The organism is Pseudomonas chlororaphis subsp. piscium, from assembly GCF_003850345.1.
GTDB lineage: Bacteria > Pseudomonadota > Gammaproteobacteria > Pseudomonadales > Pseudomonadaceae > Aquipseudomonas > Aquipseudomonas piscium.
Genome location: NZ_CP027707.1, coordinates 3523418 through 3547807 on the forward strand (window position 1 = coordinate 3523418; position 24390 = coordinate 3547807).

At 66.1% G+C, this 24390-nt stretch carries 21 protein-coding genes; 10 read left to right on the forward strand and 11 right to left on the reverse strand.

Going from position 1 to position 24390, the window contains the following annotated elements; translation table 11 throughout:
• Positions 1-118 precede the first annotated feature (118 nt).
• From C4K38_RS16230 to C4K38_RS16245, 4 genes are all read left to right on the forward strand, one after another.
• Positions 119-1477, forward strand: coding sequence for a glutamine synthetase family protein (locus C4K38_RS16230; RefSeq protein ID WP_053279272.1), 1359 nt, complete (start codon positions 119-121; stop codon positions 1475-1477).
• Positions 1478-1604: 127 nt separating this feature from the next.
• Complete coding sequence (locus C4K38_RS16235; RefSeq protein ID WP_053279273.1) at positions 1605-2693, forward strand: polyamine ABC transporter substrate-binding protein; 1089 nt, start codon at positions 1605-1607, stop codon at positions 2691-2693.
• Complete coding sequence (locus tag C4K38_RS16240; protein WP_053279274.1) at positions 2690-3991, forward strand: NAD(P)/FAD-dependent oxidoreductase; 1302 nt, start codon at positions 2690-2692, stop codon at positions 3989-3991. The genes C4K38_RS16235 and C4K38_RS16240 overlap by 4 nt, the downstream gene beginning before the upstream one ends.
• A 246-nt stretch (positions 3992-4237) precedes the next feature.
• A complete protein-coding gene (locus C4K38_RS16245; protein WP_053279613.1) occupies positions 4238-4543 on the forward strand; it encodes a YceK/YidQ family lipoprotein in 306 nt (101 codons plus the stop codon).
• A gap of 204 nt (positions 4544-4747) precedes the next feature.
• Here the strand turns inward: C4K38_RS16245 and C4K38_RS16250 are convergent, their stop codons facing one another.
• The gene (locus C4K38_RS16250; RefSeq protein ID WP_053279275.1) at positions 4748-5515 is read right to left on the reverse strand and encodes an EAL domain-containing protein; all 768 of its coding nucleotides are present in this window, start codon (positions 5513-5515) and stop codon (positions 4748-4750) included.
• Positions 5516-5765: 250 nt separating this feature from the next.
• Here C4K38_RS16250 and C4K38_RS16255 point away from each other — a divergent pair, with 250 nt between their 5' ends.
• Entirely contained in the window at positions 5766-6770 is a 1005-nt protein-coding gene (locus C4K38_RS16255; RefSeq protein WP_053279276.1) for an AraC family transcriptional regulator, read from the forward strand.
• Between the two features lie 63 nt (positions 6771-6833).
• Here the strand turns inward: C4K38_RS16255 and C4K38_RS16260 are convergent, their stop codons facing one another.
• Positions 6834-7358 carry an SgcJ/EcaC family oxidoreductase gene (locus tag C4K38_RS16260; RefSeq protein WP_053279277.1) on the reverse strand — a complete coding sequence of 175 codons (525 nt, stop codon included), beginning with the start codon at positions 7356-7358 and terminating at the stop codon, positions 6834-6836.
• 170 nt (positions 7359-7528) lie between these two features.
• Between C4K38_RS16260 and C4K38_RS16265 the strand changes: the two genes are divergently transcribed.
• Genes C4K38_RS16265 through C4K38_RS16280 form a run of 4 tightly spaced genes read left to right on the forward strand, consistent with a single transcriptional unit; the run spans position 7529 to position 12166 of the window.
• Positions 7529-8713 carry a sensor histidine kinase gene (locus C4K38_RS16265; protein WP_053279278.1) on the forward strand — a complete coding sequence of 395 codons (1185 nt, stop codon included), beginning with the start codon at positions 7529-7531 and terminating at the stop codon, positions 8711-8713.
• Positions 8710-9378, forward strand: coding sequence for a response regulator (locus C4K38_RS16270; protein WP_053279279.1), 669 nt, complete (start codon positions 8710-8712; stop codon positions 9376-9378). The genes C4K38_RS16265 and C4K38_RS16270 overlap by 4 nt, the downstream gene beginning before the upstream one ends.
• Positions 9375-11717, forward strand: coding sequence for an ATP-binding protein (locus C4K38_RS16275; protein ID WP_053279280.1), 2343 nt, complete (start codon positions 9375-9377; stop codon positions 11715-11717). The genes C4K38_RS16270 and C4K38_RS16275 overlap by 4 nt, the downstream gene beginning before the upstream one ends.
• Complete coding sequence (locus C4K38_RS16280; RefSeq protein WP_009049159.1) at positions 11714-12166, forward strand: response regulator; 453 nt, start codon at positions 11714-11716, stop codon at positions 12164-12166. Before C4K38_RS16275 ends, C4K38_RS16280 begins: the two co-directional genes overlap by 4 nt.
• 14 nt (positions 12167-12180) lie before the next feature.
• On the opposite strand, the gene C4K38_RS16285 is transcribed toward C4K38_RS16280, so the two are convergent.
• The 7 genes from C4K38_RS16285 to gabT all read right to left on the reverse strand — a co-directional run bounded on the left by C4K38_RS16285 (position 12181) and on the right by gabT (position 20148).
• On the reverse strand, positions 12181-13440 hold the full coding sequence (locus tag C4K38_RS16285; RefSeq protein WP_053279281.1) for a T6SS phospholipase effector Tle1-like catalytic domain-containing protein: 1260 nt from the start codon (positions 13438-13440) through the stop codon (positions 12181-12183).
• A 204-nt stretch (positions 13441-13644) separates the two neighbouring features.
• A complete protein-coding gene (locus C4K38_RS16290; protein WP_053279282.1) occupies positions 13645-14988 on the reverse strand; it encodes an OprD family porin in 1344 nt (447 codons plus the stop codon).
• Between the two features lie 81 nt (positions 14989-15069).
• Positions 15070-16275, reverse strand: a complete 1206-nt coding sequence (locus C4K38_RS16295; RefSeq protein WP_038578859.1) for an acetyltransferase domain-containing protein — start codon at positions 16273-16275, stop codon at positions 15070-15072.
• 78 nt (positions 16276-16353) lie between these two features.
• Complete coding sequence (locus C4K38_RS16300; RefSeq protein ID WP_231998533.1) at positions 16354-17136, reverse strand: DUF4198 domain-containing protein; 783 nt, start codon at positions 17134-17136, stop codon at positions 16354-16356.
• A gap of 434 nt (positions 17137-17570) precedes the next feature.
• Entirely contained in the window at positions 17571-18059 is a 489-nt protein-coding gene (locus C4K38_RS16305; protein WP_009049164.1) for an Lrp/AsnC family transcriptional regulator, read from the reverse strand.
• 43 nt (positions 18060-18102) lie between these two features.
• A complete protein-coding gene (locus tag C4K38_RS16310; RefSeq protein WP_009049165.1) occupies positions 18103-18762 on the reverse strand; it encodes an HAD family hydrolase in 660 nt (219 codons plus the stop codon).
• 96 nt (positions 18763-18858) lie between these two features.
• The gene (gene gabT, locus C4K38_RS16315; RefSeq protein ID WP_041983656.1) at positions 18859-20148 is read right to left on the reverse strand and encodes a 4-aminobutyrate--2-oxoglutarate transaminase; all 1290 of its coding nucleotides are present in this window, start codon (positions 20146-20148) and stop codon (positions 18859-18861) included.
• Positions 20149-20422: 274 nt separating this feature from the next.
• On the opposite strand from gabT, the gene C4K38_RS16320 reads away from it, so the two are divergent.
• The gene (locus C4K38_RS16320) at positions 20423-21346 is read left to right on the forward strand and encodes a 2-hydroxyacid dehydrogenase (RefSeq protein ID WP_009049167.1); all 924 of its coding nucleotides are present in this window, start codon (positions 20423-20425) and stop codon (positions 21344-21346) included.
• A 285-nt stretch (positions 21347-21631) separates the two neighbouring features.
• On the opposite strand, the gene C4K38_RS16325 is transcribed toward C4K38_RS16320, so the two are convergent.
• Together C4K38_RS16325 and C4K38_RS16330 are read right to left on the reverse strand one after the other, a co-directional pair.
• Complete coding sequence (locus tag C4K38_RS16325; RefSeq protein WP_053279283.1) at positions 21632-22711, reverse strand: tartrate dehydrogenase; 1080 nt, start codon at positions 22709-22711, stop codon at positions 21632-21634.
• A gap of 33 nt (positions 22712-22744) precedes the next feature.
• A complete protein-coding gene (locus tag C4K38_RS16330; protein ID WP_053279284.1) occupies positions 22745-24202 on the reverse strand; it encodes an NAD-dependent succinate-semialdehyde dehydrogenase in 1458 nt (485 codons plus the stop codon).
• Positions 24203-24390: the final 188 nt, after the last annotated feature.

Sequence of the window (24390 nt, forward strand, 5' to 3'; positions counted from 1 at the left end):
GCGCTTTGGTGCTGCTTAAAGTGGATAGATGGAACCGCAAGGCTTGCCCAAGATAGTCGTCAACGCGCCACAGGGGAAGCGACTGGGCGCGTCACCGACAATCATTTACGAGGTCTTTATGAATGCCCCTTTCGATCAGCTGTCTGCCTGGCTGAAAGAACACAAGATTACCGAAGTGGAATGCGTGGTCAGCGACCTGACCGGTATCGCCCGCGGCAAGATAGCGCCCACCAACAAGTTCCTGCATGAGCGAGGCATGCGCCTGCCGGAAAGTGTGCTGTTGCAAACGGTAACCGGGGACTTCGTCGACGACGATATCTACTACGACCTGCTGGACCCGGCGGACATCGACATGATCTGCCGCCCCGACGCTTCGGGCATTTACCTGGTGCCCTGGGCCATCGAACCGACCGCCATCGTCATCCACGACACCTTCGACAAGCTCGGCAACCCCATCGAACTGTCGCCGCGCAACGTGCTGAAAAAAGTTCTGCAGCTGTACGCCGACAAGGGCTGGCAGCCGATCGTCGCGCCGGAGATGGAGTTCTACCTGACCCAGCGCTGCGAAGACCCGGACCTGCCATTGAAGGCGCCGCTGGGCCGCTCCGGCCGGGCCGAAAGCGGGCGTCAGTCGTTCTCCATCGACGCCGCCAACGAATTCGATCCGCTGTTCGAGGACGTCTACGACTGGTGCGAAGCCCAGGGCCTGGACCTCGACACGCTGATCCACGAGGACGGCCCGGCGCAGATGGAAATCAACTTCCGCCATGGCGACGCCCTCGACCTGGCCGACCAGATCACCGTGTTCAAGCGCACCCTGCGCGAGGCCGCGCTCAAGCACAACGTCACCGCCACCTTCATGGCCAAGCCGGTGGCCGACGAGCCCGGCAGCGCCATGCACCTGCACCAGAGCGTGGTCGACAGCGCCACCGGCAAGCCGATCTTCGCCGACGCCGAGGGCCGCATGAGCGAGCTGTTCCGCCACCACATCGGCGGCCTGCAAAAGTACATCCCCCAGGTGCTGCCGATGTTCGCGCCGAACGTCAATTCGTTCCGCCGCTTCCTGCCGGACACCTCGGCGCCGGTCAACGTCGAATGGGGCGAAGAGAACCGCACCGTCGGCCTGCGCGTACCGACCTCCAGCCCGGAAGCCATGCGCGTGGAAAACCGCCTGCCCGGCGCTGACGCCAACCCCTACCTGGCCATTGCCGCCAGCCTGCTGTGCGGCTACCTGGGCATGGTCGAGGGCATCGAACCGAGCGCCGCAGTGGAAGGCCGGGCCTACGAGCGGCGCAACCTGCGCCTGCCGATCACCATCGAAGACGCCCTGACCCGCATGGAAGAGTGCCCGACCATCGAACGTTACCTGGGCAGCAAGTTCGTGCGCGGCTACGTGGCGGTGAAACGCGCCGAACACGAGAACTTCAAGCGTGTGATCAGTTCCTGGGAGCGCGAGTTCCTGTTGCTCAGCGTCTGAGGCTGCGCGGCTTGGCGCGTTGCCACGCTCACCGTTGTGGTCGCTGTCGCTCGGCAGCGGCTACAGGGCCACAGGCGGCTTCATGAATTTGGCAAACACAATAACAACCGCAAAAAGGGGTATCGCTATGCGTCTATGGAAATCAGTGGTTCCGCTGGCCCTGACAGTGCTGTTTGGCGCCACGGCCCAGGCTGAATCGAAAGTCAGCGTGTACAACTGGACCGACTACATCGGCGAGACCACCCTCGCCGACTTCCAGGCAAAAACCGGGACCCGGGTGATCTACGACGTCTTCGACTCCAACGAAACCCTGGAGGGCAAGCTGCTGGCCGGCCGCACCGGCTATGACGTGGTGGTGCCGTCCAACCACTTCCTGGCGCGGCAGGTCAAGGCCGGGGCCTTTCTCAAGCTGGACCGCGCGCAGTTGCCGAACTGGAAGAACCTCGACCCGAAACTGCTGACCCTGCTGGAACAGAACGACCCCGGCAACCAATACTCGGTGCCTTACCTGTGGGGCACCAACGGCATCGGCTACAACCTCGACAAGGTCAAGCAGGTGCTGGGGGTCGACCATATCGATTCCTGGGCGGTGTTCTTCGAGCCAGAGAACCTGAAGAAGCTCAGCCAGTGCGGCGTGTCGATGATGGACTCGCCGGACGAAGTGTTCCCGGCGATGCTCAACTACCTGGGCCTGGACCCGCGCAGCGAGAACCCCGAGGACTACAAGAAAGCCGAGGCCAAGCTGTTGGCGATCCGTCCCTACATCACCTATTTCCACTCCTCCAAGTACGTCTCGGACCTGGCCAACGGCAATATCTGCCTGGCCTTCGGTTATTCCGGCGACGTGTTCCAGGCCGCCAACCGCGCCAAGGAAGCCAAGAACGGGGTGAAGATCGCCTATTCGATTCCCAAGGAAGGCAGCAACCTGTGGTTCGACCTGTTGGCGATCCCGGCGGACGCCAGCAACCCCAAGGAGGCCCATGCCTTCATCAACGACCTGCTGGACCCGCACGTGATCGCCAAGGTCAGCGCCTACGTTGGCTACGCCAACCCCAATCCGGCGTCCCAGCAATTCATGGACCCTGAGCTGGTGAACAACCCCGAGGTCTACCCACCCCAGGCGGTGCTCGACAAGCTGTATATCTCCAGCACCCAGAGCCCGCAGACCATGCGCCTGATGACCCGCGCCTGGAGCAAAGTGAAGTCCAACAAATGAACCAGCACAGCCACGCGCAACACACCCGTTCCTATTACGCCGCCTCGGCCAACGCGCTGCCGGACTACCCGCCCCTGAGCGCGGACCTGAACGCCGATGTCTGCGTGATCGGCGGCGGTTTCACCGGGGTCAATACCGCCATCGAACTGGCGCAACGCGGCCTGTCGGTGATTCTCCTGGAAGCCCGGCGCATCGGCTGGGGCGCCAGCGGACGCAACGGCGGGCAACTGATCCGCGGCATCGGCCACGACGTCAGCGGCTTCGCCCGCTACGTCGGCGTCGAGGGCGTGCGCTACCTGGAACAGGCCGGCATCGACTCGGTGGCGCTGGTCGGCCAGCGCGTGCGCGAACACGGCATCGACTGCGACCTGCGCTGGGGCTTCTGCGAGCTGGCCAACACCCCGGCCCAGTTCGCCGCGTTCCGGGCCGAGCAGGAGCACCTGGCAGCGCTCGGCTACGTGCATGAAACCCGCCTGGTGGCCCCACAGGACATGGCCCAGGTGGTGGCTTCGTCGCGGTATGCCGGGGGTCTGGTGGACATGGGTTCCGGGCACCTGCACCCGCTCAACCTGGTGCTCGGCGAAGCCGCCCTGGCCCGGTCGCTGGGGGTGCGGATCTTCGAGCAGAGCCCGGTGCTGGAGCTGATCCACGGCGACCGCGTGCAGGTGCGTTGCGCCAGCGGCACGGTGCGCGCCGGCAGCCTGGTGCTGGCCTGCAACGCCCACCTGGATGACCTGGAGCCACGGCTGAGCGGCAAGGTGCTGCCGGCGGGCAGCTACATCATCGCCACCGAGCCCCTGGCGCCGGCCCTGGCTGCCGAGCTGATCCCGCAGAACCTGGCGCTGTGCGACCAGAAGGTCGGCCTCGACTACTACCGGCTCTCGGCGGACCGGCGCCTGCTGTTCGGCGGCGCCTGCCATTACTCCGGGCGCGACCCGGCGGACATTGGCGCCTACATGCGACCGAAGCTGCTCAAGGCGTTCCCGCAGCTGGCGGACGTGCGCATCGACTACCAATGGGGCGGCAAGATCGGCATCACCGCCAACCGCTTCCCCCAGGTCGGGCGCCTGCGCCAGTACCCCAACGTGTATTACGCCCAGGGCTACTCCGGGCATGGGGTCAACGTCACCCACTGGACCGCGCGCCTGCTGGCCGAAGCCATCCACGCCGGTCACAGCCAGGGCCTGGACATCTTCAGCGCAGTGCCGCACATGACCTTCCCCGGCGGCCCGGCCCTGCGCGCGCCGCTGCTGGCGCTGGGCATGCTGTGGCATCGGTTGCGTGAGGTGCTGGGCTAAGACAGTAACTACGCAAGCGAATGGACCACCGCTATCGCGAGCAAGCTTCGCTCCTACAGAAGCGGGTTCCAGATGCGGACTACCGGGCGTCCCACAAACCTGTAGGAGCCAGCGGGCGGCGATCCGACTTGCCGGCGATGGCGGTTGCAAATGCGCCGTCGTCATCCCTGGCAGCTCGCTGCGATCATTGCCCCCCAGGCTGGCCTGAAGCCTCGAGCGGTGCGAAGATGCGCGCCGCAAATCGGCTTGCTAAGGAATGGCATCATCAAAGCGCTCACTGCTCTCGTCCTGCTTGGGACACTCGCCCTCTCGGGCTGCGGCACCCTGATGGCCCGTGCCAGCAATCAGTACATTTCCTACGACTTCTACAAAGGCACCCAGCAGAATATCCAGCTGCTGACCATGCGCGGCGCCCGCGGCTACGACGGCTACGCCACGATCTACTGCTGGATGAGCATCGTCTGCCCACTGGTGGCGGTGGTGAGCCTGCCGGTGGACGCGGCGGTTGATACAGTGCTGCTGCCCTATGACGCCAAGGGCGTTTATTACTGAAGCCGTGGCCGGTCGCTGGCGGCATGGGTGAATGGTCCGCCGCTATCGCTGGCAAGCCAGGCTCCTACAGAAGCGCGCGCCAGACGCGAAACTATGATCCCCATGATTCTGTAGGAGCCAGCGGGCGGCGATCCGACTTGCCGGCGATGGCGATTGCAAATACGCCGCTGTCATCCCTGACAAGCATCGGCAAACCGCCACCCCTCAGCCCGCCACCACAGGCTCGGCCGCCACCCCACGCAACCGGCACGGCGCGCCCAGCCGGTCGAGTCGTGGCCGGCCGAACAGGTAGCCCTGCCCCCACTCGCCACCGCAGGCCGTGGCCAGGGCGCGGTCGGCTTCGCTCTCGATGCCTTCGATGATCACGCAGGGCGCCAGGGTCTTGCACAGCTGCACCAGGTGTTTCAGGGTCTGCACGCTGTTGGGTTCGCTGCGGGCGCGTTGCAGGTAACCCTGGTCGATCTTGACCATGTCGGGGCGGGTCTGGCGGATGAATTCCAGGGTACCCAGGCCGGCGCCGAAGTCGTCCACCGCCACCCGGCAGCCCAGCTCGCGCAGGCACAGGACAAACTCGATGGCCGCCTCGGTGCTCGGCGGCGTGGCGCTTTCGGTGATTTCGATCACCAGCCGCGCGGCCACCGAAGGGGCGGCGCGCAATTGCGCGAGAGTGGCGGACCAGAACGGATCGATGATCGCGCTCTGCGCCGAGATATTGCAGCCCAGGCGCAGGTGCTCGTCCTCCAGCAGGCGCTCGATCACGCACCCCACCACGCTGCGGTCCAGCTCGCGCATCACCTGATGGCGCTCGAGCATGGCGAAGGGGTAGACGCCATTGCCGGGCTGCTCGACATGGCGCAGCAAGCCTTCCTGGTATAGCACCCGGCTGGCGTCGGGCAGCCACACCACCGGCTGGAAGGCCAGCGCCAGTCGCCCCTGCGCCAGTTCCCGATAAAAGTCTTTGACGCTTTGCATGACAGATCCGTAGTCGAAGCGGCGACAGCGCGCCGGGTGGGCTTGGCCAGGATGCGTCGGCGCGCCCGACGAGATAATGGCTCATTGCCACTTATGATCCCCCCTGCCCGAGCGACTCGAAAGTGTTCCCGGATACCTTTCGTTTGTCCTCGGAAACACCGCACCGCCCTTTCTCGACTGTGGCCCAGGGTTTATTGCGATCATGCGCCAGCGCCAATGACATCAATTAGCCACCAGTCCAGGAAGTACTATGCACAGAATGACCGGCACCAGTTTCCGGGTGCTTGCCGATGTCCTGACCGATGCCGGCGTCAAGGTCGAGGCCTTGCTCAAGCGCCACGGCAGCAGCCACCAGGAGGTCCATGAAAACCCCACGGGCGTCAGGCTGGAGCTGGTCTACGAGTTGCTGCAAGACGCCGTGCATCTCTGCGGCAACCCGGACCTCGGCCTGCTGGCGTACACCAAGGCCCACCCGGCCAACCTGGAAGTGCTCGGCTATGCGCTGATGTCCGGCGCCACCCTGGACACCGCGCTGCAACGCCTGGTGGACTATCACTCGCTGGTCAGCAACGGCTTTTACCTGTGCCTGGAGCGCAGCCCCCAGGCCGTCACCCTGATCGGCTTCGACATCGCCCTCGAACCCGGCCTGGTGCCGCGGGCGTTTATCGATGCCGGCGTCGCACAGACCCTGGGCCTGGTGCACTGGCTGCTGCCCGGCCACAAGCCTCGACCGCTGGCGGCGAGCTTCACCTACCCGCGACCGCCGGACACCCGCGCCCTGGAGCGTCTGCTGGGCCCCAACCTGCAGTTCGACGCGCCCTACAACAGCCTGAGCTTCAGCCCGCGCGATTGCGCGACCGCCCTGCCCAGCGCCGACCCGGCGCTGGATGTGCTGCACATGGAATACGCACGGACCCGCCTCAAGCTGCTGCTCGACGGCTCGATGACCGCGCGGGTGCGGCGGGTATTGTCCGAACGCCTGGCCCAGGGCGGACCCAGCGACCTGCGGCACATCGCGCAGCTGGTGGGAGTCAGCAGCCGCAGCCTGCAACGGCGCCTGGACAACGAAGACATGCACTTCTCGGCCCTGCTCGACGAGGCACGGTTGATGCTGGCCCACAGTTTCCTGCGCAACTCGGCGCGCAGCGTCAAGTACATCGGCGCCCTGCTCGGCTTTCGTGACCAGAGCAGCTTTCACAAGGCCTGCCGCCGCTGGTTCGGCATGACCCCGGGGCGTTATCGCCAGGAAGGCTGAAGCCACAGACAAAAACGCCGGGCACTGGGCCCGGCGTTTTTACAGGGCGCGGCAGGTGGCTGTTCAGCGATGGCTGGCCTGCAATTGCGGCTGCGCCTGGGGCATGGCCGAAGAGTGGTGGTTGAGGATCTTCCACTGGCCGTCGATGCGCTCGTAGAGGAAGGTGTAGCGCGCCTGCACCTGGCGGGTCGCGCCACCGGCCTCGTGCAGGGTGAAGGTGTAGACGCCGCTGTCCATGGCCGCGTCCGGGCCCAGGTGGCGGATTTCCCGGAAGTTGATCTGGCCCACCGGCTTGCCCGCGAGGAAATGCTCGAAGTAGTCCTGGATCTGCGCCGGGGTGGTGCGCACCTGGTTCGACACGGTCGGCTGGAGGATCGCGTCGGCGGCGTAAAGACTGGTTACGTTTTTTGCGCTGCCGGTTTGCAGGGCCGCGTTCCAGCGATCGAACAGGCCGGCGATCTCCCGGTCGCCCTGGCTCTGCGGCTGCGCGGCGACGGTACGGTACACATAAGGCGTGGCGTCCAGGGCCTGGGCCAGGGGCGCGGTCAGGGCCAGCAACAGGGCAATGGCGGTAGTTGGCAGTTTCATCGGAAGGCTCCAGTGGGTTTCAATGCGCCCACTTTGCCCACCCGGCGCAGCCTCGCCATCGGCCAACCGGTGCCTGTGGCCTATGCCATTCGGCAGATAGGCCCACGGCCGGCAAGCGGGTCTAATGCCTGCTCGCGAGCGCACGCCCTTCACGCTGGAGCCTGTTTTTCATGCAAAGCCCGACCCACGACCCCGGCAGCGCCCTGGCCATTCGCAGCCAGTATCGCCAGTCGCAAAGCCGCGCGGCGCGCCTGCGCCTGCTGGTGGACACCGGCCAGGAACTGACCCAACTGCCGCCCGCGGCCATGCGCCAGCGCGCCCTGCAACGGGCCTGCGCCTTTATGGCGATGGACCACGGCCTGCTGCTGGAGTGGCACGCCGCCCAGCCGCCCCGGGCCACCGCCCAGCATGGCAGCAGCGAACGCCTGGCCGCCCTGCACCCCTTGGCCAAGTCTGCGACCCTGCACCCCGAATGGCTGCCGCAGAGCGATGCCGCCCTGCCCCAGGTGCTGCGCATTCCCCTGCCCGGCGCCGACGGCCAGGCCTTCGGCGCCCTGCTGCTGGCCAACAGCGTGGCCCTGGCCGCGCCCGACAGCGAGGACCTGGAATCCCTGCAACTGCTGGCCACCCTGCTGGCCGCGCATCTGGAAAACCAGCGTTTGCTGGAAGCCCTGCAAGCCCGGGAAAGAACCATGTCGGAACTGGTGCACCGCCTGTTCAGCGCCCAGGAAGACGAACGCAAGCGCGTGGCCTACGACCTGCACGACGGTCTGGCGCAAACCCTGGCCGGGCTGCACCAGCGTCTGCAGGGTTTTGCCGGGCGCTGCCCGACATTGGCCGAGGAGCTGCACAACGAGTTGCAGACCATCCTGACCCTGGCCCAGGGCTGCGTCGGCGAGGGCCGGCAACTGATCGGCGGCCTGCGCCCCAACGTGCTGGACGACTTTGGCCTGTACAAGGCCATCGACAAGGAAGCCGACCGCCTGCGCGACGCCGGCATCGAGGTGCACTGGCAGCAACAGTCCAGCGCGCGCCTGTCGGGCGCCAGCGAGATCGCCCTGTTTCGCATCGCCCAGGAAGGCATCAACAACATCCTCAAGCATGCCCGGGCCAGCCGTGCGGAGTTGAGCCTGCAACTGGTGGACGGCCAAGCCAGGCTGGCGCTGGCAGACAACGGCGTCGGCTTCGCCCTGGACACTCCGCTGTCCAGCTGCGGCGGCCAACACCTGGGGCTGGCGGCGATGCAAGAGCGCGCCAACCTGCTGGGCGGCGAGCTGTCCTGGCACAGCGCCCCCGGCAATGGCACCCGCCTGCAAGCCCGGGTGCCGCTGCCCACAGTTGGAGAACACCCATGAGCCCTGCCCTGCGCCTGGTGCTGGCGGACGATCACGAAGTCACCCGCACCGGTTTTGTCGCTCTGCTCGCCGGCCACCCGCAGTTCGAGGTGGTCGGCCAGGCCCGCGATGGCCAGGAAGCCCTCGACCTGTGCGAACGCCTGCAACCGGACATCGCCATCCTCGACATCCGCATGCCGCTGCTCAACGGCCTGGGCGCCGCGCGCCTGCTGCAACAGCGGCAACCGGCGATCAAGGTGGTGATCTTCACCATGGACGACAGCCCCGATCACCTGGAAGCGGCGATTGCCGCCGGCGCGGTCGGCTACCTGCTCAAGGACGCCAGCCGCAGCGAAGTGCTCGGCGCCCTGCAGCGGGTGGCCCAGGGCGAGGAAGCCCTCAACAGTACGGTCAGCGCCCGGCTGCTGCGGCGCATGGCCGAACGCAACGCCGGCAGCGGCACCCAGGCTGCCGCCCTGACCGCCCGCGAGCGCCAGGTGCTGGGGCTGGTGGCCGGCGGCTTCAGCAACCGCGAGATCGGCGAAAAACTCGGCATCACCACCGGCACCGCCAAGGCCCATGTGGAACGGGTGATCGGCAAGCTCGGCGCGGCGGACCGCACCCAGGCCGCGGTGCGCGGCATCGCCCTGGGGCTGGTGGCGCAGCCCGCGGGAGACTGGCCATGAGGCTGCTGGCCAGCCGGCACTGGCTCGACCTGCCCCTGCGCAGCAAGGCCCTGGTGGTGATTTCCCTGCCGCTGGTGATCCTCCTGCTGTCGCTGGTGCTGATCTATATCACCGAACGCCAGACCGCCCGCGCCGAGGAAGACGTGCGCCGGGTGCTGCTGGTCCAGGGCGATATCCAGACCGTGCATACCCTGCTGGCCGAAGCGGCGGCCAGCGTGCGCGGCTACCTGCTGACCCGCCGCGAGGACTTCCTGCCCAGCTACGAACGCGCCCAGCCGCTGATCCAGGCCGCGCTGCAACGGCTGGACAGCAACATTCGCGACGCGCGCATGCGCGACCACCTCAAGGCCATCACCCCGCTGATCGGCAACAAGCTCGACGGCCTGGTGGCCCTGCGCAACGGCCGGCCCGACGACAGCGCCAGCATCACGGCGATCCTGATCGAGAACAAACAGGTGCTGGACGTGCTGCGTGAGCAGATCAGCGCCATGCGCATCCGCGAGGACGGCTTGCTCGCCGAACGCAGCGCGGCGGCCTCGGCGACCCGCATGCGCCTGCTGCTGGCCACGCTGCTGGCGGCGGTCTGCGGCCTGTTCGGGGCTATTGTCGCGGTGCTGTTCCTGTCCAAGGGCATAGTCGCCCGGGTGCAGCAGGTGCAAGGCAACGCCCAGCGCCTGGCCCTCGGTCAACCGTTGCGGCCGCAAGCCCCGGAGCAGGACGAAATCGGCCAGCTCGGCACCCGCCTGGTGGAGGCTGGGCAACTGCTGGCCGAACGCGAGCGGGCCCTGCGCGACAACGAGGAACGCCTGCGGCTGATCATTGATGGGGTCAAGGACTACGGGATCTTCGCCCTCGACACCCAGGGCCGGGTCACCACCTGGAACGCCGGCGCCGAGCGGATCAAGGGCTACAGCGAACAGGAAATCCTCGGCCGGCATTTCTCGCTGTTCTACCTGGCGGAAGAATGCCCGGCGCACCCGGACATGGCCCTGCGCGAGGCCACCCGCGACGGTCACTACATGGAAGAAGCCTGGCGCTGCCGCAAGGACGGCAGCCGCTTCTGGGCCAGCGTGGTGATCACCGCGCAGTACGCTGCCAGTGGCGCGCTGCGCGGATTTTCCAAGATCACTCGCGATATCACCGACCGTCGCGCCGCGGAAATCGCCTTGCGCACCGCCCGCGAAGAAGCCGAAAGCGCCAGCCGGGCCAAGAGCGAATTCCTCTCGCGCATGAGCCACGAACTGCGCACCCCGCTCAACGCCATCCTCGGTTTCGCCCAGTTGCTGGACATGGACTCGCCCAGCGGCCAGCGGCCCCAGGTCGGGCATATCCTGCGCGCCGGCCAGCACCTGCTGACCCTGATCAACGAGGTGCTGGACATCGCCCGCATCGAGGCCGGGCACCTGCCGCTAAATGTCGAGCCGATCGCCCTGGCCTCGGTGCTGCACGAGGCCCTGACCCTGGTTTCGCCGATGGCCACCGACGCCGGCATCCAGTTGGCCGCCCTGCCCGCGCTGAATGAACGCAGCGGGGTGATCGCCGACCGCCAGCGGCTGATCCAGGTGCTGCTCAACCTGCTGTCCAACGCCATCAAGTACAACCGGCCCCAGGGCCAGGTGCGGATCGCGGTCAAGGTCCTGGGCACCCGGGTCGAGGTGGCGGTCAGCGACACCGGCGCCGGCATTCCCCTGGAGCGCCTGGACCAGTTGTTCCGGCCCTTCGAGCGCCTGGGTGCCGACCCGCGGGTGGAAGGCACCGGCCTGGGCCTGGCCCTGAGCAAGAGCCTGCTGGAGATGATGGACGGCAGCCTGCGGGTGCACAGTTCGCCGGGCCAGGGCTGCTGCTTTACCTTGCAGATGCCCTTTGTCCAGGTGGCCGCGGCCGGCGCGCATCTGGCCCTGGAGCAGCAGGCGCTGGAGCAACCGGTGTCGGTGCTGCCGGCCCGGGTCGAGACTGTGGAATACCGTGGCCAGGTGCTGTGCATCGAAGACAACCTGTCGAGCCTGGCGCTGATCGAAACCCTGCTGCAACGCCGCCCCGGCATTCGCCTGCTGTCGAGCATGCAGGGCCAGATGGGCCTGGACCTGGCGCGCCAGCATGCACCGCAGCTGATCCTGCTGGACGTCAGCCTGCCTGACCTGGAAGGCCTGGAGGTGCTGCGCCGGCTGCGGGAATCGCCGACCACCGCCAGTACCCCGGTGCTGATGATCACCGCCGACGCCAGCGCCCTGACCCACCGCGCCCTGTTGCAGGCCGGGGCCACGGCGATCCTGACCAAGCCCATTCATATCCCGGCGTTTCTCGCCCACCTTGAGCAACATCTACCGGAGCCCGCATGAACCACGATTTGCGCATCCTGATCATCGACGACCAGCGCCCCAACCTCGACCTGATGGAGCAGTTGCTGGCCCGCGAAGGCCTGCACAACGTGCTGAGCAGCACCCAGCCACTGCGCACCCTGGACCTGTTCAACAGCTTCGAGCCGGACCTGGTGATCCTCGACCTGCACATGCCCGAGTTCGATGGCTTCGCCGTGCTCGAACAGCTCAACCGGCGGATCCCGGCCGACGACTACCTGCCGATCCTGGTGCTGACCGCCGACGCCACCCGCGACACCCGCCTGCGGGCCCTGGCCCTGGGCGCCCGCGACTTCATCAGCAAGCCGCTGGACGCCCTGGAAACCCTGCTGCGGATCTGGAACCTGCTGGAAACCCGCGCCCTGTACAAAGCCCTGCGCCAGCAGGTACCGGCGCAGCAGATCGAGCTGCTGCGCCGGCATCGGCAGTGAGTGGGTTGGCAGCCTTAGAGGTTGTACTCATCCAGCCTCGGCGAGTCGCCCACCTGCTCGATCGACTCGGAATCGATGTCCGGCAGGTTTTGCGGCTGGTAGCTCAGTTGGCTGCCCCACGGCTGGTCGCTGTTCAGCGGCCCCTTCAGCCGAGCGGCCACTGAGGCATGGACCCGGATTTTCTGTCCGTTTTCAGGGGTGGGAATCTCCCGCGACCGGGCTTTGCCGAACGGCGGCATCGAACCGTACTCAAGGGTTCGCTTGTGGGTCTTCGGGTTCCAGACCAGGCGTGGCACCCACTCGGCGATCAGCCAGTTGCGGGTCAGGGAATTGTGGGCCTGGGCCAGCGGATCCCGTAGCACCGAGGATGCTGGATAGAGTTCGGCGCGACAGGCTTCGGCATCGATGCTCAACCCGGCCTCCAGGCACTCGCCGATCATCCAGCGCAAGGCAATCAGCGCCAGCTGCGACTCGCCGACCGGGTAACCGCCGCCCACATCCGAATGCACGCCGGCGAACCAGACCTGTTTCAGGTTCACCCCCTTGCCTTCTGCCCAGAGGTTCTGCCGGAAAAAGCTGCGGCGTTCGTCCAGGGACACCGCATGGCGGATGATCTTCACGTCCTCGTTCCTGCGGGTGTAGGGAACGATCAGCGGGTCATACACCCAGCCCACCGAACTCACGGTGTCGAACAGCCCGAGAAAGTGAATGCTCACCTTCCGGGCAAAGCTGCCCTTGAACGCCTCCATCAAGTCGAAGTCCGGCTTTTTATCCGCGCTCATGCGCCACCAGGTGTAACTCATGGCCCGTTGGCGATTCGGTTTGGAATTATCAGCGGATCGCTGGCGAGTGGTCAGCAGTGACCAGGCAAAGTCCATCAACTGGGCCTGATGGGCCGGCAACAGGCCGATGGTATACAGCAGCGCCGCCAGCACCCGCACCGCGTAGGAGCCGCGGGAGAAACCGAAAAGGAAAATCTGGTCGCCGTCCCTGTAGTTCTCCATCAGGAAGCGATAGGCATTGAGCACGTTGCGCTTGATACCCCAGCCGAACATCAGCCCGGCGATGCGCGACGGCACCTTCTGCCATTCGAACAGGGTTTCGCTGAGCCCGAAGGTGCCCACGCCCTGGTCGTAATAGGCCAGCAGCGTTTCGCTGTCCTTGGGCAGCGAGCGAAACAGCCGGACCACGTTGGTCGGCTCGTCACTGAAACGGTTGTTGGTGCCGTCGATGCAAACAATCAGCTGGCGCGCCTTGATCCTTGTGTTGTCCACGACCTGGTTCCCTCGAGAGTCGTCAAGTGAGGTTCCCGCGCGGCCAGTCGGCCAGGCGAGGACCGGTGTCACCCTACGTCCGTGTCATGACAACTGCTGCGGTAAAGCCTGAAGGGCTATCCAAGGCATAGCAGCATTAACGGCGCCCGGCCATAAAAACCCCTCCACCGGGAGGGGCTGGTCACTGACAGGCCTTGCCTGGCCCTAGAACCTGCCGCCCAACGGATACTCGATCGCCAGCCGCAGCTGGTCGGCATCCAGTTCGGCCTGGGCCTTGTTGCCACGGTGCACGGCGTGGCGCAGGGTGACGGCGAGGTTTTTCGCCGGCCCGGACTGCACCACGTACTTGGCCTGCAGGTCGCGCTCCCAGTGCTTGCCGCCTTCGCCGTAGCCCAGCCAGGCGTAGCCGCCGCGCGGGTCCATGTGGCTGCCGTCGATGCCGCTGCCACGCACATACAGGGCGCTGAAAGTCAGGCCGGGAACCTGGTAGCCGGCCATGTTGAGGTCGTAGCGGGCCTGCCAGGAGGCTTCTTCGGGGGCATTGAAGTCCGACAGGGCCACCGCGTTACTGAGCAGGATCGCGCCGCGGGTGACGTAGTCGTAAGGCGTGTCGCCGTCGACCTTCTGGTAGCCCAGGCCAAAGCTGTGGGTGCCGCTCCTGTAGGTCGACATCAGGCTCCAGGTGGTGTTGTCGATGCGCCCGGACAGGGCCTTGCCGGTGTCCTGGGTGCGGTACAGGTTGAAATCGAACGTCAGGTCCTGGCCCTGGCTCAGCGGCAGGTTGTAGAGCGCGCCAAGGTACTGCTGGCGCCAGGTGTCTTCGTACAAGGCGCTGAACAGGCTGGCGTTGAGGCCCTTGATCGAGGTGTTGCGCACGCCGATCAGGTCGAAGCTGTCGCCCTGCTTGCCGTTGGAATAATTGACCACGAAACCCTGGTCGTGGCTGCTGGCGTTACGGTCGGTGCTTTCGTTGAAGTGGCCGCCGTACAGCGTGGTATGGCTCAGTTCGCGGCTGGTGAGGAACCAGCCGGTGGCGGTCTCGGGCAGCAGACGGCTGTCGGAGGAACCGAACACCGGGGTCTTGACCCGCTGCTCGCCGTAGCGCAGTTCGGTGGAGGAAAAACGCAGCTTGGCCACCGCGCCGCCACGGCTGAATTCATCCTTGGGATGGCCGTCGTTGTCCACCCCCAGCAGCCGCGCCTTGCCGGCCCGGCCACCGCCGCTGTCGAGTTTCCAGCCGGAATAGACGTGGGCATCCAGGCCGAAGCCGAGCGTGCCCTGGGTGAAACCGGAGCTGTAGTCGGCCATCAGGCCGTAAGCCCACTCCTGCGCCAGGTCGCTGCGTTCGGCGCGGGGTTTGTAGGCATTGCGCGCGCCGTTGCTCAAGGAACCGTGCTCATAGTCGCGACGGTCGTAGAGGCTGCGGTTGAACAGGCTCCACTGGCTGTCTTCGATAAAACCCTTGGCATTGTCCTGCTCCGCGGCCAGCGCGAGCAGGCTCTGGCCTCCCAATGCCAACAGCAGGGTGTGTCGGGTCAAGGTCTTCACTGTCGAACTCCCGAAAATCGATAAATGGCGGGCGATATCAGGCAGTGCGCCGCTGTACGGGCGCACCACCGGGACCCCAACTCAAAGGTATTTGAGGATCGCGATATCGCGGCGACGCTGCTTGAGGCCTGCGAACCAGCGCGTCGGGAAGAACAGCAGCACGCCGAGGATCAGGCTCCACAGCCAGACCCCGGACAGGTTGTCGAAGCCGTAGTAAGTGCCCTGGTTGGCGCCCCAGATGGCCACGGCCACCAGGTACATGGCCTTGAGCACGTACAGGTGCAGCAGGTAGAAGAACATCGGCGCGCCGCCGTAGATCGCCAGTTGCGCGGTCGACCAGCGTTCCTGGACCTTCTCGAAGTACGCCAGGAGGATCAGCCCCAGGCCCAGGGTCGGCATCAGGAACATCAGCGACGGCGGGTATTTCTTGGCGCTCATGAAGCTCATGAAGGTGCGCAGCGCATCGCCGGTCTGGACCCAGGGCTTCTCGCCGTAGACGTTCAGGTAGCGAATGAACACGAACGCCACCAGCAGGCCGACGCCGACCTTGAGCAACCGCGAAATCCGCGCCGCCGGTTGCATGTCCTTGCCGAACCACGGGCCGATGGCCCAGCCCAGCAGGATCACGCCGATCCACGGCAGCACCGGGTACGTGGTGCGGGCCCGGGTGAACTCGGTGATGTCGATGAACACCCGCTGGTGCAGGATCGACCAGGGCACGAAGAACGGCGACTCGGGGCCCACCACCACGTCATCCAGCAGGTTGTGCCCGGCGACTATGGCCACCCCCAGCACGATCAGCCAGCCGCGTTTGAAGTGCAGCAAGCCGGCCAGCACGATCATGCAGATACCAATGCACCAGATCACCTGCAGCCACAGGGTCTTGGGCGGGAACTCGGCGTTCCAGGCAAAACACACGAAGGTCAGTTCGAGGAACACCAGGAACAGGCCGCGCTTGAGCAGAAACACCGAGGTTTCCCCGAGGCTGTGTTTCTGGCTGTAGAGCCAGGCCGACAGGCCGGTGAGGAAGATGAACACCGGCGCGCAGATCTCACTGAGCAGGCGGGTGAAATACAGGTCCGGGGTCACGCTCAGGGCGTCGATCGGGTCGGTGACCTGGCGATGCAGGAGGAAGGTCTCGCGCACGTGGTCCACCAGCATGCACAGCATGACGAAGCCGCGCAGGGCATCGATCGCCAGCATCCGCGTATTGGCCTTGGCCACGCTGCCCGCCAGCGCAGGGGACGCAACGCCCGCCTGCCCTGCCAATCCAGTAGAAAGAGTCATATCAGTCACTCATGTTGAAGGTCGTTAAGCCTGGGCAACCCTCTGTCGCCGACACGGCACAGGGGTCGGGGCAGCGGGTCAGGATTGCTTTTTCAAGCGCGCGACTTCCGAGGCCGGCAGCGTTGCAGGCGCCCGTGGCAACGGCGGCTTGCCCTGTGGCTGGTGGAACGACAGCGTGGAACTGAAGCTCTTGAGGTCGTAGGCCTCGGCCTGGCTGTCCGGGCCCTGGCGAGTGCCCGGGGTGCGGTCCTTGTATTCGGCGGCCACCACATAGGTGCCCTGCCACGGCAGCGCGAAGCTGACCTTGCCGTCCTGGTCGCTGGTCTGGGTGAAGACCTCGCCGGAGCCGGTTTCCAGGATCACTTCCTGGGCGGCCAGCGGCTTGAGTTCATAGAACACCTGGAACTGCGCCTTGCCCGCGGCGGCCACGCCGGTGGGGACGATGTCCAGCGCCAGTTCCGGCTGGCGCGCGCGCAGGTCGCCGACCCAGCGGGTGGCGGGCGTCCAATGAGTCTTGAGGGTCTTGCCGCCTTCATGCAGGTCGAAGAGCGGATACTGCGAGTCCTGCGCCAGCAGGCTTTCATCGGCCTTGGGCTGATGGTCAACGCTGAACGACTGGCGTTGCAGGCCCAGGCTCAGACCCAATGCCGGGGCCGGCAGCGGATTCGCCGCCGACCAGCCCTTGAGCTGGCGGAAGCGATCGAGGCCACCGGGGGTCACTTCCAGCATGTTCTTGTCGTACTCGCCGTAATACAGCGTCAGGGGCTGCCCCGGCGTGTGTTCGTACCAGATCTGGTGAGCCTGGGTACCGCTGGCCAGCATCAGCGCGCCCAGCCCTATCAAGGTATTTGCCGTACTCATTCGCATCGTGTTGCGCTCCTTTGTGCTCTCATTCAACGAATCGCCGCCCCCGCTCTGATGGCGTTGAACTTCCCGGGGAGACGATGCGCACCTACCACTGGCTGGCATTACAGCGCAGGCCGTTCTGTGCTTTGTTCCGATTTGCCGCGGCACAAGCCCGTTGCCTGCTGTTTTCTCAAGGCAAACAGCGATTTATGCGGTGTGCGCCAGGCTGAAGCATCTAGGGGTAAACGGTGCGTGGATTGTCCGATCGGGGTGCACGCGAGGCCTGCATGGCCGGTGTCGCTTGCTTGCGCGTAACCCGCTGTGCACTCACCGGCCAGGCAAAATGGCCGGCCCAGACGCAAGCGCGCCCGGTGAGAGGCGCGCGCATGAGTGATTGATCAGACGGCAAAATGTTATCAGATAACATTTCATTTTGAGAGAAGAACGAGTCAGTGGCGCAATAATTTACGCAGGGGCACGCCGTCTTTGAGGACCGGCGACTTGATGACGATGTAGCTGAAGTACTTCGAGATACCGATGTTCTTGTCCAGCAGGCTTTCCACCACCTCCTGATAATGCTGGATGCTGCGGGTCATGAACCGCACCAGATAGTCGTAGCCGCCGCTGATCAGATGACACTCCAGCACCTCGTCCACCAGGCGGATATTGGACTCGAACTTGGCGAAGTCCTCGCGCTTGTGGTCGCTCAGGGTGATCTCGGTGAACACCGTGACCGAGTCGGTGATCTTGGCCAGGTTCAGGTGTGCCTTGTAGCTGGAAATGTAGCCGGCCGATTCCAGGCGCTTGACCCGCTGCAGACACGGACTGGCCGACAACCCCACGGCGTCGGCGAGGCTGACATTGGTCATGCGTCCGTCTTTTTGCAGCTCAACCAAGATGTTGATATCAATACGGTCCAGTTTGACTAAACCTTCCATCGTTTACCTCTTGATTGCTGTGGGATGCAATCGACAAGCAAGATCAGCGCCGTAACGACGCCTGATGCTGGGCCACCAGGTCGGCCATGCTGTTGATGCAGTAGTCGGCGGCGCAGGGTTGCGGGTTGCGGCTGCCGGCACGGCAGATCAGGCACAGGCCCGCCGTCGCTTGCGCCGCGGCGGCCGGCGGCCGGGTCACCTGGAGGATGTCCTGGGCCCGCAGGTCGTTGTCCGCCAGCCACTGGCGATCCTGCAACGGCTGGCTGGCCAGGGAGATGAAATCGTCCTGGGCGATCCCCAGCCGCTCGCACAACAGCGCGCGATCCTCGGCATCGCGATCGCCCTGCACCAGCAGCCGATAGAACTTGCGCAGGTACAGCATCGCCCCCGGTGCATCCTCGAACAGAGACCAGCCCGCCACCGAACGGGCGAAGCTCATGCCCTCCTCCCAGGACGCCTTCAGGCCCCAGCGTTCGGCCAGCTGGCGATGGGCGAAACACAGCAGGCCGCTGAACCCCAGCTCGGCGAAGCGCGGGTACAGGCCCCGCACCGTCTCGGCGAACTCGCCCAGCACCTGCTCCTTGTCCGGTTGCCCACGGCGACTGTCGAGCAAGGGTTGCAAGGCCGCCCAGACCCCCGAGTCACGGTCCACCAGGACCGCGTCGCAGTCGATCAGCAACGCACGATAATCAGTCAGCCCCATGGCGTGTACAGCCTCCTATGATGCGTTCCATCGATCCATGCTCCAAAAATGCCCATCGGTGGCGCCCGGCAGCCCGGCGCCGACCGGGGCATCAGCTCAGTTCAAGACTCGTGCCAGCGCGGCATCGAGAATCGCCAGGGCTTCGTCGATCTGCTCGGGAGTTGTTACCAGCGGTGCCAGGAAGCGCAGGACGTTACGGTGCACCCCGCACTTGATCACCAGCAACCCACCCAGGCGCGCCTGGTCGATCAGCCGTTGCGTCAACTCGGCATCGGGGCTGTGCGCCGCATCGTTCTTGACCAGTTCCAGCGCCAGCATGAAACCGCTGCCACGCACATCGCCGATGCACGGGTACAGCCTCTGCAGGCTCAGCAACCCTTCGCGCAGGCGCAAGCCCAGCGCCACGCCACGGGCCAGCAACTGTTCCTCTTCGTAGGCATCCAGCACCGCCAGCGCCGCGGCGCAGGCCAGGGCGTTGCCGCCGTAGGTGCCACCGAGGCCGCCGGGCAGCGGCGCGTCCATGATCTGCGCCTTGCCCACCACGCCGGACAATGGCAAGCCACCGGCCAGGCTCTTGGCCACGGTGACCAGGTCCGGCTGGATACCGGCGTGCTGGAAGCCGAACCAGCTGCCGGTGCGGCCGAAGCCGGTCTGGATTTCATCGAGGATCAGCACGATGCCGTGTTGCGTCGCCAGGGCGCGCAAGGCCTGGAGGAACTCCGCCGGAGCGGCGAGGAAACCGCCGTCGCCCTGCACCGGTTCGATGATAATCGCCGCCACGCGCTCGGGTGCGACCTGGGTGGCGAACAGCTCCTGCAACGCCTGCAGGGCCATCTCGCTGCTGACCCCGCGATAGGCGTTCGGGTACGGCGTATGGAACACCTCGGGGGCGGTGCCGAAGTTCTGCTTGTACGGCTGGCTCATGCCGGTCAGCGTGCTGCCGAGCAAGGTGCGGCCATGGAAACCGCCACGAAAGGCGATCACCGCCGAACGCTGGGTATGGGCGCGGGCGATCTTCACCGCGTTCTCCACGGCCTCGGCGCCAGAGGTGAAGAATGCCGCCTTGTAGGGCTCGGCGCCGCCGATCATCTGGCTCAGGCGCCGGGCCAGGTCCAGGTACGGTTTGTAGGCCACCACCTGGAAGCAAGCGTGGGAGACTTTCTGCAACTGCGCCTGCACCGCCGCCACCACCCGCGGGTGGTTGTGGCCGATGTTCAACACGCCGATCCCGCCGACGAAATCCAGATAGCGCTCGCCGTCCACGTCCCACACCTGGGAGCCCTCGGCGCGGTCGATGACCAGCGGATGGGCAGTGACCACGCCCCGCGGCACGAACTGATCGCGCTGCTGGAGCAAATGAGGTGTTTCGTCGACCTTGCTATTCATGGCGTTCCTCATACTGAGCCAGGCAACCGGGAAGCGGTTGCGATGGCTTCAGATTAAGGCTTCGGCGGAACCGACTTAGCCGAACTTGGCCCCTGAGAAATCCGGATCCACTGTTTTCACCCCGGCAAACGGCAGATTCCTTCAGCCCCGCCGAATCTGCCGGCCAGGGCCTCGAAGCGCGCGGCACAAGGCTTTCGCACGCGGCCTTTCGACAGATCCTGCTTTGCCGTTGCGGCATCATGAAACCCATCCCTCCATCGATCAGGAACCGCCCATGGCCCTCCTCTATAAAGCTGACCCCGTGCGTGGCGAACACTGGCGAGCGCTGTTCGCCGAACAGGCCCCGGACATTCAATGGCGTGCCTGGCCGGACCTCGGCAACCCCGAGGACATCCGCTACCTGGCGGCCTGGCAGGCGCCGGACGACCTGAGCCTTTTACCTAACCTCGAGGTGCTGTTCGCCCTCTCGGCCGGGGTCGATCAGCTGGACCTCGCGCGCCTGCCGCCGGACTTGCCGGTGGTGCGCCTGCTGGACCCGGGCATCACCCGGGGCATGTGCGAATACGCCAGCTTCGCCGTGCTCAGCCTGCACCGCGACATGCTGCGCTACCGGCAGCAGCAGTTCGCCCGCTGCTGGCAGGCGCACCTGCTGCAACCGGCGGCGCAACGCCGGGTCGGGGTCATGGGCCTGGGCCAACAGGCCCAGCAGATCCTCGCCACCCTGCGGCCGCTGGGGTTCGCCCTGTCCGGCTGGGCCCGCAGCGCCCATCGCATCGACGGCGTGCAGTGTTTCGCCGGCAACCAGCAGCTGCCGGCCTTTCTCAGCCAGTGCGACATCCTGCTGTGCGTGCTGCCCCTGACCGAACAGACCCAGGGCATCCTCGACCGCGAGCTGTTCCGCCAACTGCCCCGCGGCGCGGCGCTGATCAACATGGGCCGTGGCGGCCACCTGGTGGAGCAGGACCTGCTCGACGCCCTGGCCAGCGGCCAGCTCAGCGGCGCGGTGCTCGACGTCCTGCAACAGGAGCCGGCCCCGGCCGAACACCCGTTCTGGGATCACCCGCAGATCCTCCTGACCCCGCACATCGCCGCCATGACCCAGCCGGAAAGCGCCTTCGCCGTGCTGCTGGACAATATCCGCCGCCACCAGCGCGGCGAACCGATGCTCGGGCAGATCGACCGCAGCCAGGGTTATTGAAAGCCCCCGCGATCGTGTAGCCGCTGACCGCAGTGCGTCAGGGCGATCCGGGACGCAGGTTTGGCGGGCTGGCGCCCGATCGCAGCCTTCGGCAGCGGCTACAGGGTTCGGCGTTTGGCAAAGCACGCAGGAACCCCGCCCTCGCTGTAGCCGCTGGCGCAGCCTGCGATCGACGGCGCAGCCGTCGCAAACCGCTGACAGCGGTGTATCAGGCTGATCCGGAATAGGCTTTGGCGGGCGCGCCAGGTCAGAGCGCCGCCCGCCCCCGCAGCTACAAGACGGGGCTCAGAGCCTATCGGCAATCGCCGCGCCCACCTCCTGGGTCGAGGCCTGGCCACCCAGGTCCGGGGTGATCGGGCCCTGGGCGATCACTTGTTCGATGGCCTCGAGAATCCCGTCGTGGGCGGCGCGATAACGCTGGTCGCCGTTGCCGAGGAAATCCAGCATCAGCGCGCCAGACCAGATCATCGCGATCGGGTTGGCGATATTGCGCCCGTAGATGTCCGGCGCCGAGCCGTGCACCGGCTCGAACAGCGACGGGAAGCGCCGCTGCGGATCGAGGTTGGCCGAGGGCGCGATGCCGATGGTGCCGGCACAGGCCGGGCCAAGGTCGGAAAGAATGTCGCCGAACAGGTTGGAGGCCACCACCACGTCGAAACGCTCCGGTTGCAGGACAAAACGCGCGCAGAGAATATCGATGTGCTGCTTGTCCCAGCTCACCTGCGGGTACTGCCCGGCCATCAGCGCCGTGCGCTCGTCCCAGTACGGCATGCTGATGGAAATCCCGTTGGACTTGGTCGCCGCCGTCAGGCGCTTGCGCGGCCGGGTCTGGGCCAGGTCGAAGGCGTACTTGAGAATGCGGTCCACGCCACGCCGGGTGAACACCGACTCCTGCAGCACGAACTCATGCTCGGTGCCCTCGAACATCTTGCCGCCCACCGAGGAATACTCGCCCTCGGTGTTCTCGCGGACCACCACGAAATCGATGTCCCCCGGCTCGCGCCCGGCCAGCGGGCACGGCACCCCGGGGAACAGCCGCACCGGGCGGATGTTCACGTACTGGTCGAAGTCGCGGCGGAACTTGAGCAGCGAACCCCACAGGGAAATATGGTCCGGCACCTTGTCCGGCCAGCCCACGGCGCCGAAGTAGATGGCGTCGAAATCCTTGAGCCGCTCGAACCAGTCCTCGGGCATCATCCGCCCGTGCTCCAGGTAGTAATCGCAGTGCGCCCAGTCCAGCACCTCGATCTGCAGGTCCAGCTGCCACGTGCGCGCCGCCTGCCGCAGCACCCGCAATCCTTCTGGCAATACTTCCTTGCCGATTCCGTCACCGGCGATGGCGGCGATCCTGAATGCCTTGCTCATGTCGCATGTCTCCTCGAAGTCGGTGCGGGCCGGTCACAGGCCGCCGATGTGGAAAGCCTTGATTTCCAGGTATTCGTCCAGGCCGTACTTGCTGCCTTCGCGGCCCAGGCCCGATTGCTTGATGCCGCCGAACGGCGCCACTTCCATGGAGATGATCCCGGTGTTGAGGCCGACCATGCCGAACTCCAGCGCTTCGCCGAAACGCCAGGAGCGGCGCAGGTCCTGGGTGAAGTAGTAGGCGCCCAGCCCGTAGGGCGTGGCGTTGGCGATGGCCAGCGCCTCGGCCTCGTCGTGGAAGCGCATCAGCGGCGCCACCGGGCCGAAGGTTTCCTCATGAGCCAGGAGCATCTCGGTGCTGGCCTCGCCCAGCACCGTGGGCTGCACGAACTGGCTTTCGCCCTGGGGAACCCCGCCGCACAGCAGGGTCGCGCCCTTGCCCAGGGCATCGTCGATATGCCGGGCGACCTTGCTCACCGCCGCGGCATTGATCAGCGGGCCGATGCTCACGCCCGGCTCCAGGCCGTTGCCGACCTTGAGCTTGGCCACCTCTTCCACCAGGCGCTGGGCAAAACGCTGGTAGATGCCGTCCTGGACCAGGATGCGGTTGGCGCAGACGCAGGTCTGCCCGGCGTTGCGGAACTTGCTCTGCATGATCCCGGCGATCGCCTGTTCCAGGTCGGCGTCGTCGAACACCACGAACGGCGCGTTACCGCCCAGCTCCAGGCTCAGGCGCTTGATGTGCTCGGCGCTCTGGCGCATCAACAGGCGGCCGACCGCGGTGGAACCGGTAAAGGAAATCTTGCGCACCGCCGGGTTGCCGGTCAGCTCTTCGCCGATGCCGGTCGGCATGCCCGTAAGCACGCTGAACACCCCCGGCGGAATCCCCACCCGCTCGGCCAGCACCGCCAGGGCCAGGGCCGACAGCGGCGTGAGGTCCGAAGGCTTGACGATGATCGGGCAGCCGGCGGCCAGGGCCGGCGCGCATTTGCGGGTGATCATCGCGTTGGGGAAGTTCCACGGGGTGATGGCCGCGCAGACCCCCACGGGCTGCTTGAGGGTCAGCAGGCGCCGGTCGCCAGCGGGCGCCGGCAGGGTGTCGCCGCAGATGCGCCGCGCCTCCTCGGCGAACCATTTGACGAAACCGGCGCCGTAGCGGATTTCGCCCTGGGCTTCGGCGAAAGGCTTGCCCTGTTCGGCGGTCATGATCAGGGCCAGGTCGTCGAGGTTGTCGAGCATGGCCTGGTACCAGCGCTCCAGCAGCTGTGCCCGCTCCGCCGCCGCGCGTGCGCGCCAGGCCGGCCAGGCGCGTTCGGCGGCGGCGATGGCCAGGCGGGTCTGCGCGCCCTGCAGGGCCGGCACCCGGGCCAGGCATTCGCCGCTGGCCGGGTCGAGCACCGCCAGGGTCGCGCCATCGTCGGCGGCCACCCACTGCCCGTCGATATAGGCCAGTTCCACCAAGAGGCTTGGGTCTTTCAAACGATTCTTGAGCATGGTCGAGTCCTGTTCCGAGACAGCCTCCAGTCTAAGCAGGCGCCACAGCCCAGGATGCTGAAAGCGCCGGGCCGACAGCGTCGGATGCTGAAAAACGCGGCGGCGCAGCAGGCTCTACCGAGAACATGAACAGCGCCCTGTAGCCGCTGGCACAGCCTGCGATCGGCGGCGCAGCCGTCGCAAAACAG